The sequence below is a fragment of the Pedobacter sp. V48 genome (genome assembly GCF_000523515.1).
GTDB lineage: Bacteria > Bacteroidota > Bacteroidia > Sphingobacteriales > Sphingobacteriaceae > Pedobacter.
This window is the reverse complement of sequence record NZ_AWRU01000008.1, coordinates 214,627-227,499: the sequence shown is the minus strand read 5'-3', so window position 1 is coordinate 227,499 and position 12,873 is coordinate 214,627. Positions and strand designations below refer to the sequence as shown.

Genomic DNA, 12,873 nt, shown 5'->3' with positions numbered 1-12,873 from the left:
GATTAATTGCTCACATCATCATTGCTGATGCCGCGCTTATTTTTTTTGATAGATTCTTTCATCTTTCCAAACTTATAGCTTAAACTTCCGCCCACTGTGCGGAAGTTTTGCTGACTATTGTTGACCTGGTTGAAATTCGGGCCAAACCTATGGGTCACGTTAACGCGGTAGCGGTTGAACGGATTATTGGCAAAAGCTGAAAAACTGAGCTTATCCTTGAGAATATCTTTACTGACGTTAAAGGTTGTGCTTACATAGGTATTTGATTGTTGCTGGATGGTCAGTTCTCCACCATTAAGGTAAACGCTACCACTGTATCGCCAGCCATTATCCAGGCGTAAGCCTGTAGTTAAGTTAAACCTGTACATAAAACCCTGGTTTCGGATAGGTTTTCCGTCACTGATACCATCGGCCCTTCCATGCATCAGGTTCCCATTTAAGCTAACGTTCCAGGCCTTGCTMNNATYGGAWRAKYGWMRTTGATGTTTCCCCCAAGTGCTTTTGCGCCACCTGTATTTTCATATCGGGTACGTGTGATATTTGTTTCCGAATTGTATTCAGATACCTGGAAGATCAGGCCTCTAATCCAATTGTACATCAAGTTGACGTTTAAAGAACCTTTTTTATTCCAGTCGAAACCAAAACGGATCGTATTGCCCTTGGTAGGGCGGAGATCGGGATTTCCTGTATTTTCGAAGGTTGGATTGCTGCGGTCAACAAAAGGATTCAGCTGGTTAATACCTGGTCGCTGGATCCGCTGGTTCCATCCGAAACTTATTCCGGTTGTTTTAAACCGTTTACTGAAGGAAACCGAAGGGACGAAACTAAAATAATTCTGTTTGACCTGCGATTCTGTAGTCACAAAGTCTGCATCTACCGTTGTGTGTTCCATACGAATGCCCGCTTTAAACGACCAGTTATTTTTCAGGTTATACTGGTAGGCATTGTAAGCGGCCAGAATGGTTTGGGTATTATTAAATGTATTGGTTTTTGAAGGATCGATAACATAATCATCTGATTGGTTTCGGGAGAAATACTTAAAATCACTTTCGTTGGTACGAAAAATACCTTTTACCCCCCCTTCAATGGTCAGATTTTTAACCGGGTGAACATAATCCACCTGGGCAGTGTGCTCGCTCATCATGCTTTCATTGACCTGTTGGAAGTCAGGAAGGTTATAATTGGTTCGGTTGGTAAAAAGCTGGCCAGAAACATCATCGTTTGTGAAACCGTAATAGCGGTAAGAGATGGTTAGCAGTTGATTTTTGTTTCTGCGAAAACCCTTTTGATAATTTATGGCCGCATCTGCACCTCTGCCGGAATTGTCGTTATTCGTAGCCAGATCATACTCCTGCAGAACTGCGCTGTTGTCTTTTAAAAGGGAGCGCTGCAAAAATTCGCCTGAGCCGCTACTTCCGTTTAGGTTCAACTGGCCAGAAAGCAGGTTTAACGAGTCAATCTCATAGCTCAGTTCTGTACCTAAATAAGCATTTTTATTATCGCTTTCACGATCTGCAGATTGAAAAAGGTTCGATGGCGTTGCATCAGTACTCACCCTGGAGATGGTGATGCCGGTAGATGGTGTGTTGGACAAACTGGCTCCTGCGAAAGCAGAGATCCCCAACTTTCCGGATTTGGTGGTAAATGAACCGGCCATAGATGGCCCTCCCAATGGGTAACGCTCATTGAGATTTAGATTACCGCTATAGCCACTATCTACCGTCTTGTTGGTGATGATATTAATGATTCCTGCCAGGCCTTCCGCATCATATTTGGAAGACGGTGTGGTAATCACCTCAATTTTTTGAATAGAAGAGGCTGGCATGCTTTTGAGCACATCTTTTGGATTACGCTCCATTAAACTTGAAGGTTTGCCATTGATAAAAATCCTATAAGCAGAATTTCCGTTCAGTTGGACGTTATCCTCGGCGTCAACGGTCAACATGGGAACTTTTCGCATCATTTCCAATACGGTGTAAGACTTGCTGTCGGGATCTGCCTGCAGGTCGTAGACGATACGGTCGGCTTCTTGCTTGATCAGGGGCCGTGCAGCTACGATCGAGACATCTTTAAGCTGATTACTTGCAGCGCTGACAAGGACTACCCCAAGGTCGAGTAATTGATTGTCGGACCCTATTGAAACCTGTATTGTTTTTGTCTTATATTCAATTGATGCAAACGTTACTGAAAACCTCCCGGCAGGGAGTTTATCAAGCGAAAAGGATCCATCTGGTTTACTTAACTGGGTTTTTAATACTTCCTTATTGGCATTTTTAACTGCAACCGKTAYAMAGRATNMYYCKTTYMMTKRWRYAGRMTCSATTAGTKATCCTTTTAGGGTGCATGTGCTAGTGGCGGATTGGGCAATGGCTGCATAAACTCCAACAAAAAATGTGATGAAAGTGAGTATAATTTTCCGTGCCATAACGATAATCTTTGGAAATAAGACGCTCACCAGTGTAATATGTTACACAAGGATGTGTGCTTTGTACTGTACTATGTATTACAAACTACTTAAGTGATCAATTGCCTGTAAACAATTGCCTAATTGGTCTGATGATAGTCTACTAACTCTTCAATCAAAGAAGGTATGATCAACCCTGGTATCATATTAAATTCATCTAAAACTTCCAGCAGTATACTCCTAAAATGATAGGCAATGGAGCCTACACAATTGAACGAATATTCTGTATACCCAGGATAACAGCTAACGAGATTTTCGAAGAATTGCCGGAAAGATGCTTTTACTACCTGGTAGCTATAACCTGCATCAACTTCTGGCTGGTTGAGGAATTTGGCAAACTGGGCACAGAAGCGATTTGGCATCGGTTCAGTATAAACCTGATGTATAATTTCAGCTGCAGATAAATTGTAAAGTTCGTTGAATTTAGCACTAACTATTTGAGGCATTTTATTTCTTAAATAATCTCCTAGAATCCTTTTTCCGATAGCTCCCCCACTGCCTTCATCTCCAAGTATAAACCCTAATGAATCAATATTCAAAGTGATGTTGTCTCCATCATAAATACAGGTATTTGTTCCTGTCCCAAGTATCGCTGCAAAACCGGATTTCCGCCCGAGCAATCCCCTTGCAGCAGCAAGCAGATCGACCTCCGCTTGTAATTGTTTGCAATTAACAAAAACTGAATTTAACACCTCCGTCATCATGTCAATTTTATCGGCCTCACAACCTGCACCATAGAAATGAAGCTTAGAGATTTCCATTGGATCTATATGAACAGAAATGCACTCGCGAATGGATTTAATCATATCCGACTTGGTGGAAAAATAAGGATTATATCCTTCACTTTTAAAATAAAGGCATTTACCGGAATTCCCGATGAGGCACCAGTCTGTTTTAGTTGAGCCACTGTCGGCTATTAAAATCATACGTCTGTTATTTAAATAAATCAGCTATTCTTCTTTCCGACTTTATGGCCTGCCATTGCATAGTAGGCCACCCCCAGGTAGCAAGGGATCACCATCCAATAGGCCTGTTGGGCGTTCATATGATCGGCCAGGTATCCGTACAGAAGTGGCAGCACTGCCGCACCTGAAATGGCCATCACCAGCAGTGATGATCCGGTTTTGGTAAATTTACCCAGACCTGCAATTGCCAATGGCCATATAGAAGGCCACATCAATGAATTTGCAAGCCCAAGAAGGGCAACAAAGACTACTGAAGTTAAACCGGTACTGAAAATAGCCAGTAAAGTAAATAAAATACCTAAAGCAGCGGAACTCTTAAGGGCTGTTTCCTGACTAAAATACCTTGGAATGCATAAAATCCCTATAAGGTATCCGGCAAGCATGCTAATTAGGGTAAAAGAGGTAAAAAACTTGGCCATAGTAAGTGGAATACCCTGATAAGCACCATAGCCAATAATGCTGTTTCCTGCAATTACTTCTACCCCAGTATACCCAAACAGTACCAAAACTCCAATGATGAGGTGTGGAAACTGAAAAACAGATGTTTTGGTACTTTTTTCCAGATTATTAGTGCCTTCATCCAGATCTTCCTCGTCAATTTCGGGTAAAGCAGAAAAGTAGATAACTGCTGACAATACAATTAGTACCAGTGTGATAATTGAATAGGGCAGAATCACTTTACCTGCCAGATCATTTAATTCAGTTATCTTTTGTACTGCATTTAAAGAACCTAGTTTACTTTTCAATGCGTCTGCATCATTTAGAATTACTGCACCCAATATTACCGGAGCTATGGCTCCTGCAATGCCATTACATATGCCCATAAAACTGATCCTTCTGGCAGCACTCTCGCGGGGGCCCAGAATGGTAACATATGGATTTGAGGCAGTCTGCAATACCGTAAGCCCTGCACCCTGTACAAAAAGGCCCAGCAAGAAAACAGTGTATTCTCGGTTTAAAGCAGCCGGAATGAAGAGCAGCGAACCTGCAGCCACAAGCAGCAATCCGAGCGACATTCCTTTTTTAAATCCAGTAGTTTTTAAAAGCCATCCGGATGGCACTCCCATCACAAAATAGGAAATGTAAAAGGCAAAAGCCACCAGATAAGACTGGAAATTATTCAGCTCACAAGCAATCTGCAGATAAGGGATAAGAACCGCACTTAACCAGGTAACAAAACCAAAAATAAAAAACAATATGCCAATGATGATTAATGGGTTAATCAGGCGCTTCTCTGTCCTGACAACAGGGATTTCTTTAGTCATTATGGCCATTTCTAACGATTTTCTTGCTTTATTTTATCAATCACTGTTTCATATACTGATTCGGGGAAAATAGCCGGCTGGGCATACCAGAAAAATGAACCAAAACCTTCATAAGTGTGCGCGTTGATATGTCGGGATGTAGGCAGGTAGCTAGACACATCGTTACAATAGCCTGCAACACTTACCAGTTTACCTGGCCAGAGTTTCTTAATGCCAATACTGTAATCTGTTACGACCTCTCGAGACAATCCAATCAGTTTCCAGTTACCGACATTGTACGTTTGGATATATACGGGCATAGACGTTGGTATTTTATTCGCTTTATCAAGATTAAGCATGTAGTCGGCCCATCGAACATTCTTTTCCTCTTCTACATTTTCGTTACCCTTATCATTATCTTTCCTAAATGCCAGCATTTCCTGCGCTGTCCATTTTTTTACCGGAAAATTGACTGAATCCATATAGAAACTGATGGGACCCTGTATTTTTTGCAATGGTTGATTTAAAACAGTAGTAACATCCGCAGCGAGTGATGCTGCTGTTCTTTGAGGATTATCATCTACCGGATTAATGTCGCCCCCACAACCTTGAATAAACATGGCATTGGCTATGTTATTTTTATCTCTAAGTAACTTTCTCGTCAGCCCCGGAAAATTAGGACTAATGGTAAACCCTTCTGCACCTTCATTTTTAAAAACGGCATGGCAACCTGTTAAAAATAGCACCGTTTTCTGCTGATTTTTTATGGTAACTGTACTCAATACATCTACATCGTTATCATAAGGCACACTGTCGCCGGTAAGTGCTCTATTTGCTCCGATAGCGGTTTTTCCCCTGCCAAAGTATAGATCGGCAGGTTGCATAGTTTTGATTGCTGCTCCAATTGCCTTTACAATGGCAGGCTTCAATATCCCGTTCATATATAAACTGTCTGGCTGCTGAACAAACTCCGGCCAGGCTGGCCAATGTTGGGCTACGGGACCGAAATGTGTGTGTGAGGAATTTACCATAACTGCCGCCGCCGGGAGATGGTATTTTCTATTAACCTCCTGCTTAACTGAGGTAACAAAGTCATATCCAAGTCCACACAGATCCGTCCCTACCACTACCACAGTTTGCTTACCTGATGATATTGCCAGCGCCGTAACGGAAAGGTCACCGGTTGTTAGATGCCTGCCGGCAAACACATAATTGTCCTTAGTAAGGCCATATAAAGTATGGTTACCAACTGCGATGGATTTTAGGTGTATATCATAAGATACACCATTATACCTCGCAATTTTAGTCCACGTCGTATTTCTTTGCTTGAGATCCAATTTCATTAGCTCATCGTTTGTTGTTAATCCATACAATGAACCATCATAAGCAACCATACTGATAAGATTGCTTAAACTGGAGCACTTTGTCCAGCTCGGTATTTTGCTGTTTAAATTTGAAAAAGTGATTACTCCTTTGCGATCTGCGACATAAAGGATATCATTAAGTACCGCAATGTTTATTGCATCATTCACGGCGGTTAATTTTTTCCAGTTCAAACCACCCGAAAAACCAGAGCTCATAATCTCTCCTCTATTATTTACGGCATAAAGTATTTTTTTTCCCGCAGCAAGTGATACTATTCCTTCGCTCTTTCCAATGCTTTTCCAATTCAGTTTTTCGGTCGCTTTTGTCATAAGCAGATTGCCATTGCTTATTGCAAATAAGACCTCGTTATTTCCGGTAAATGCAGTACAATCCTCTAATGTTGTTTTTTTAATCCAATCGAGGCTAAAACGTCCGTCCCTGGGATAACCATAGCCAGCCAAAGTCAGGGAAAATGGATACTTTGATGGCTCAATGCTGGCCTTAGCAAAGCCCGACTTATAGATGGTCTGGCCATTCGCTGCAAAGCTAATGGAACATACAGTGCAAATGACCAGGCATGTGATTTTATTTAGAATTTTCATATACATATGGAATAAATAATGGTTATGGGTTTTTAAAAATGGTCGTAGTGTTTACACTTCTTTTGCCTGATGGTGTAATTACAATAGACTTTAAAGCTCTGCTTTCGCCCTTGTTTAGTATAATGCGTATAGGTTTTTCGTAAATAAAATCGGTTTCTCTGGCATCCTGACCCTCAAAGTTGTAATAGATACTGGCCCCTTCTACAGGAACCTTGAGCTCAAGGCTGAAATCAGCTCCAATAAAGGTGGTATCTGAAACGCCTATGGGGCCGGGCACCCGGTATATTTTATCTGTTTTATCCATAACTGCCAGGTGCTTAGGCAGCCGTTGTTCAAAAAAGCTAACCGAATCCTTCTTTTCAAGCGGGGTCCAGGCGATCTCTGCCAATGCCATTAAACGAGGATAGAGCATATACTCAACCTTACGATGGGTATCCATATGTTCAGTCCATATTGCTGCCTCAACCCCAATGATATGCCGCTTTTCTTTGTCGGAAAGTTCTGCAGGCGTAGGGTCATAACCATAAACCCGGGGCAAAGAATTATAACCCCAGCCGATAGCCAATGGTTCTAGCTCGCGTTTGCCCTGTATAAAATCAAAATAAACATGTGAAAGTGGCGACATTACCACATCATGGCCCTGTTTTGCAGCTTTAATACCTTCATCAATATTACGCCAGCTCATGACCGTTGCATTTGGTGCAAGACCACCTTCGAGAATTTCGTCCCAGCCAATGATCTTCCTCCCTTTGGAGTTGACAAATTTCTCTATGCGTTTTACAAAATAACTCTGTAGTTCAAATTCATTTTTGAGATGATTGTCTTTAATTCGTTTCTGACAGTATTTACACGTCTTCCAGCGATCCTTAGGGCATTCATCTCCTCCGATATGGATATAAGGAGATGGGAATAAGGCCATAACCTCGGCAAGTACATTTTCTAAAAATTTAAAGGTGTTTTCTTTACCTGCACAATACACATCTTCAAATATGCCCCAGCGTTCTGCAACGTTAAACGGCCCTGGATGATCCCCACAGGCAAGTTCCGGATAGGCTGCCAGTGCCGCTAGGGAATGTCCCGGCAATTCAATTTCAGGAATAACAGTAACATGTCGCTCTGCTGCATAGGCAACCACCTCTTTGATCTCTTCCTGCGTATAAAAACCACCATATGGCAGATGATCGTTGCCATTAAGGGAATCTGTATAATTACTGATTTGTGTACTGGCACGGAAAGCGCCTACCGAGGTAAGTTTCGGATACTTTTTAATTTCGATACGCCAGCCATGATCTTCGGTAAGGTGCCAGTGGTACACATTCATTTTGTAGTTGGCCAGCATCTCAATTTGGCTTTTAATGAAAGAAACCGGATAGATATGATAACCTACATCCTGCATTATTCCTCTATAAGCATAGCGAGGTATGTCGGTAATTTCCAAACAGGGAACTTCAAGTTTCTGGTCTTTTGCGCTGATTAACTGAAATAACGTTTGCAGGCCATAGAACATTCCGGCGTCATCACCTGAAATTTCTATTCCTGAATTATCTATCGTTAATAAATAGGATTCTTTTTCCCTGGCTTTAGAAGAAATAAAAGAGATTCCGGCAGCTAATTTTCCAGCGCTCGGGGACGACATTTTCAAGGTAACCCCATAATTTTTATAGAGGTATTGCTGTAGCTGGACTGCGCTTTTCTCAGATACGGCATCTGTATAAGAGATTACCGTATTACCATCCACAATAAAGCTTCCGCTTTTTAGGTTCATGCTGGCAGGCGCTGGAATTAAATGCACTTTGGATGCATTGGGCTGCGCATAACCAGAGGTGACCAGGAGCGCCCATAAACAACAGATAAAAATGTATTTCAATGTTTTTATATTTAGAGTTCTAAAATAGTCAGTCCTGATTTTTAACCAGCTTTTCAATCGCATTTTTTACCGTCCCATATTGTAAAAGAAATGACTTGGCCTCATCGTAGTTGTCAATTTCGGCTTTTTTCATTAGCATTTTTACCCCACGATCCATAATCTTATCATTAATGAGCTTTACATTGATCATGTTATTACCTTCTATCCTTCCCATTTGAATCATTACTGTGGTGGAAATCATATCCAGCAACATCTTCTGGGCAGTACCACACTTCATCCGGGTACTTCCTGTAATAAATTCAGGACCGGTGAGTACTTCTACCGGATAATCAGCATGTCTGGCAATAACAGAGTTCGGATTGCTGACAATGCAGCCGGTTGCAATGCGCTGCGCACGACATTGTTTTAATCCCTCGACTACAAAGGGTGTACTCCCACTTGCAGAAATGCCTACAACAATGTCTTTTTCTGAAATATTTGCTGCACTGAGCCTGCCCCATGCTTCATGCAGATCATCCTCCATTTCTTCAAGTGCATCGATGAGACGGTCTTCGCCTCCGGCCAATACTGCATTATAAATTCCTTTCGGCAAGCCGTAGGTTGTAGGAAGCTCTATAACATCGAGTACAGAAAGCCTGCCTCCGCTACCGGCACCAATGTAAAACATTCGGCCTCCATCCTTTAGTTTGCTAACTATTGCGGTGATAAGGTTGTTTACCTGAGGTAAAACCTCCTGAATTGCTTTTGCTACTTTATGGTCTTCCTGATTAATCGCACTGGTCAGTTCCTGAACTGATTTAGTTTCCAGATTATCGTAAAGGGATGATTGTTCTGTAATAGGTATCATATATTATTTGTAATTTATTTTTTACTGTTCGTTAATTTAAGTTCTTTGTAAGCGGCAATAATGTGCTTGCCGTATTTGGCATACATCTTTTTTGATATTTCTGTGGCGTCTCCCGAAGGCTGGTCCGGATATGATTCTGTTCCATTTACCCAATTCCATTCCCAGGTTTTTATTTTCTCGGTAAATACCTGCTGGTCAAATGTCTTTTTTGCTTTTAGCGCATCGCTGGCTTCTGTAATAAACATTTGCCATCTTTTTCCGTAAAAGCCATTAAACAGACCCGACCATTGCTTGTTTGCATACTCATGCAGCACAGCGTCTTTTCCGCCCCATAGCGTGATGAGATCTCTTGCATTTTTTTCGTACAAACGGGATTCTGCCGTATTGGTGCCCCATTTTTTTGCATCATTAAGCCATTTACCTAGCAACAACTCTCTTCGGGTACCCATCAGCTGGTCCATATCGGCAATCAATTGCATGAATTCTGCACTGTACTGTTTAAAGCCATTGCTGTTTTTTTGCTTAAAATCTCTTGCAAACCTCTGCTGAACAACTGATGCATAATTGGCAAGCACCTGCGTGCCCACGCTTACCAGATCAAACTGATAGCAATCATTGTTCTTAAACTGACTGGCTGCTGCAAGCATATTTTCCCATGCGGGAATTAATGCTTCAGGATCATAAGGCAAATCTGTAGAAGCCCATTCATTATCCTTTTCGAAGGTGGGTCTTGCCACCACAATGGTCTCATAGCTACCTTCTTTTGCATAGACAGTTTTATGCAAAATATCCCAGGCTTTCTCAGTATACTGGTTTCTTTTTCCGTAACGACTGTGGGCATATCCTTTTAACCATTCGTTTACATTTACCAGCTGGTCACTCCAGACGTGATTCAGCATCAGCGAATAGACAACCGGATTTTGTTCTATCCCTTCAGGTACCAATCCGATACCCGACAGGTTACCTTTATTAGGATCATGAACCATTTCTGCCGGTTCTTTGGCTATATAGTCAAGGTTGCCGAACAGTGGATTCCTGCCCCCGAAATTGTGAAGCATACACCAAATCCACGGCTTTCCGAAAAATGATTTGGTTTTAGTCCATATAGGCTGTTCATCAGCAAACAGATCGAGGATGATCAGTTTATCATCAGGAACACCGCTCAGGTAATTGTTGATGCGCTCTGGCTTCCAGAAATCCCTGCGGTCCCAAAACAACCATCCTTGCATTACCCATACTGCTTTTGGGTCAGTTTTGACCATCCCATCATAAACTGCTTTGCCAATTTTACGGACATAGGCAGAATCCTGATGTGGAAGATCCATTTCATTAAAAGTATCTGCTCCGTATAAATGATTTTCCAGACCAAACGTCTTTTGCTGTTCCTGCATGAACCTGTCTGCGATCTGCTGAAACATAGGATCTTCAGGATCCAGCACATAAGCGTCTGCAAAACGGCCTTCCCAGTTCACCTTGTCTACTTTAGCATTTGGAAATCTTTTTTTGAATGTTGGAGGCACGTGCCCACTAAAAGCAGGAAGGATTGGTTTCATACCAAGTTCTCTTTCACGCAGCAAAATCTTTTTCTGCAGTTCCTCGTGGCTTTTCATCCAGCTTTTCGGCAATGGTCCATTCAACCCATCAATATTGCCTGCCCAAAACCACATGAAATATGCCGGTCCTGTAAAAAAGGCATCCATATCTGCATCATCAAAACCAAAACTTCTGTAAACACGATCCCATAATGCATTCTGACCTGTCATAGCAAGTGGCATATTGATACCATTCAATGCCATAAAATCAATTTCCCATTGCCACCGTTCCCAATCCCACCAGGAAGCGGTATAATTGAATGTACAGTAATTGAAATAATGACGGTAATCATGAGGTGTAACCTTATGGATTTTTTCTTTCACCATAGGAAATGGCGTTGGAATTTCCAGATTTGTACCATTCCAGCTAATATCGCAATGCGCATAATTTTTAAGCCAGTAGTTAAGGGCACTGGCAACTGATATACCATTATTGCCTTTTAAAAGAATCCGGCTTCCACTGCTTTCGAGTTCAAAAACATCTTTGTTGTTTTCCATTGGGATATAAGCCACTTTAAAACGATCCGCATACTTTGGAAGGATCCGTTTAATGAGTGCATATGCTGCCTGTTCATTGAATGAAGAGGTATCCTTTTCTTTGGCTGCTACAGGTTGTACGGCGAGACAAATACATAAGAGCATAGCAGCTATTCTTCCCTTCAGCGGTACTTTTTTCATTATTCTATTTTTTTGAATCATCTATTAAATACTATTTTTTTAACGGCCACAGACCATCCGGATTAAATTTATATCGCCACAAATCTCCATTAGCATCCAAAGCCAGGAGATCGGTGCCTGCTGTAATTACTTTAGTGTACATATCCCAACCTGTTCCAATTTTTTTTCTGGCACCGAAAACACCGTCGTCTGTTAACGGATACTGCCACATATCTCCACTGTTTTCAATGGTAATCAGCGAGTTTTGATAAGAAAAGATTTGGGCTAAACCTGCCCAGCCAGTACCAATTTGTTTGATGTTGCCATAATCAAAGTCCCCATCTCCGTTTAAAGGGAATTTAGTCATATCACCATTCGCGGCAATACCCAACAACAATCCTTTAAACGGCACTATTGCAGAAAGCCCTCCCCATCCCTGGCCAACGCCTCGCTGGGCGCCAAATGCCCCGTCCTGACTAAGGAAGTACTGGTTGATATCACCCGCTCCACTGCCAAACCTTGCAATCAAACGGTTACCGCCATACGATAAAATCTTATCCATTACATTCCAGCCGAAACCGATTGTTTTAGGTGGGGCAGTAAATTGCCCGGTAGCGGCATCAGCCTTATATAAGATAAGATCCCCCGTTAGCGGAGCCTTGCGTATAAAATCGCCATTAAAATCTATCAAAAAATCACCTGCATCAGCTCCCATAGAAAGCACTTTCTCCCGTGGGACTTCGCCCGGGGCATAAGAACCTGTGATCACAAAGTAAGTAGTACTTAGTTCTTTATTTAAGGTTACCCCTGAAGGTGCAGAAACACTTACTGGAAGCAGATAAGACTCAAATGCCTGCAGGAATCCTTTAGTTTTAATCACCAATTTCAGAATACCTGTTCCTTGTGCTCCTTTGGGAATCATTGCATTCTCAGTCTGCAGGGCATAACTTCCTTCAGGCAGTAGTTGATATGTCGTATTATTTTTCTGATTGTATTGGGTAACCAGTTCCGGTGAAACCTTAAAAGTTACGGAAATATCTGTTTGTGCTGCTAAGGAGCCACCGAGATGAGCCGCGTAGGGTACCTGATAATCCTGATCGGTTATGCTAATGCCCATACCAATCGGATTGCTTGTGGCTTGTGGCATGTATAATTGAGCATAATTACCAGCTTGGGGAATATCCAGATCCACTAAAACATCCTTATTGCAGCCAGACAGGAATATCAAAGCACTTAAAAGTATTGATGTTAAATTTATCTTATTCATGGT

General features: G+C 41.9%; 8 protein-coding genes and 1 pseudogene. All 9 read right to left on the bottom strand.

Translation table 11 applies throughout. The features are described 5' to 3' along the window. Positions 1–2: 2 nt before the first annotated feature. A complete protein-coding gene (locus N824_RS35440; protein WP_052334107.1) occupies positions 3–425 on the bottom strand; it encodes an outer membrane beta-barrel protein in 423 nt (140 codons plus the stop codon). Positions 426–436: 11 nt separating this feature from the next. Then, positions 437–2,425 (bottom strand): annotated as a pseudogene (locus N824_RS35435) (TonB-dependent receptor domain-containing protein). 119 nt (positions 2,426–2,544) lie between these two features. Next, a complete protein-coding gene (locus tag N824_RS10155; RefSeq protein ID WP_048905031.1) occupies positions 2,545–3,390 on the bottom strand; it encodes an N-acetylglucosamine kinase in 846 nt (281 codons plus the stop codon). A gap of 20 nt (positions 3,391–3,410) precedes the next feature. After that, positions 3,411–4,694 (bottom strand): sugar MFS transporter, encoded by a 1,284-nt coding sequence (locus N824_RS10150; protein ID WP_048905067.1) that lies wholly within the window; start codon positions 4,692–4,694, stop codon positions 3,411–3,413. Between the two features lie 11 nt (positions 4,695–4,705). Further along, positions 4,706–6,640 (bottom strand): hypothetical protein, encoded by a 1,935-nt coding sequence (locus tag N824_RS10145; RefSeq protein ID WP_048905030.1) that lies wholly within the window; start codon positions 6,638–6,640, stop codon positions 4,706–4,708. A gap of 22 nt (positions 6,641–6,662) precedes the next feature. After that, positions 6,663–8,507 (bottom strand): beta-N-acetylhexosaminidase, encoded by a 1,845-nt coding sequence (locus N824_RS10140; RefSeq protein WP_235207061.1) that lies wholly within the window; start codon positions 8,505–8,507, stop codon positions 6,663–6,665. Between the two features lie 28 nt (positions 8,508–8,535). Then, on the bottom strand, positions 8,536–9,354 hold the full coding sequence (locus N824_RS10135; RefSeq protein ID WP_048905029.1) for an N-acetylmuramic acid 6-phosphate etherase: 819 nt from the start codon (positions 9,352–9,354) through the stop codon (positions 8,536–8,538). A 14-nt stretch (positions 9,355–9,368) separates the two neighbouring features. Continuing rightward, entirely contained in the window at positions 9,369–11,624 is a 2,256-nt protein-coding gene (locus tag N824_RS10130) for an alpha-N-acetylglucosaminidase (RefSeq protein ID WP_048905065.1), read from the bottom strand. Between the two features lie 31 nt (positions 11,625–11,655). After that, the gene (locus N824_RS10125; RefSeq protein WP_161662294.1) at positions 11,656–12,870 is read right to left on the bottom strand and encodes a BT_3987 domain-containing protein; all 1,215 of its coding nucleotides are present in this window, start codon (positions 12,868–12,870) and stop codon (positions 11,656–11,658) included. Between the last annotated feature and the right edge of the window lie 3 nt (positions 12,871–12,873).